At 70.1% G+C, this 344-nt stretch carries 1 protein-coding gene; it reads right to left on the minus strand.

Features of this window, described 5'->3' with window-relative positions; all coding sequences use genetic code 11:
* A partial coding sequence (locus SB724_RS19595; RefSeq protein WP_410572443.1) for an NAD(P)H-hydrate dehydratase occupies positions 1-344 on the minus strand: 344 nt, incomplete at both ends.

Consider the following 344-nt stretch of genomic DNA (forward strand, 5'->3'; position numbering starts at 1 on the left):
CCAGGGTGGTGGCACCCTTCAGGAGGACTGTGGCCCCGGTCTGCCTCGCGGCGTGACGTGCGAAGTGCAACGGACGGGCCTCGACGTCGTCCCGCGTCACCGCCGCTTCACCGGGACCCGAGAGGGAGGCCAGGAGGGTTGCCAGCTCTCCTGCGTGCGGTGTCAGGATCCACTGCGGGGGGCATCGGCCCGGCAAGGCACTTAGTGCGCCGGCGTCGAGCACCACCGGAAGTTCCGAGGACCCTGCGTCCTTCAGCGCCGCGCGGACACGCTCCAGTTGTTCATCCCCGTCAACTCCCGGTCCCAGCAGCCACGCCTGAACGCGGCCCGGGCTACCACTTTCC

Source organism: Bacillus sp. SIMBA_031, assembly GCF_046535225.1.
Taxonomy (GTDB): Bacteria; Bacillota; Bacilli; order Bacillales; family Bacillaceae; genus Bacillus; species Bacillus velezensis.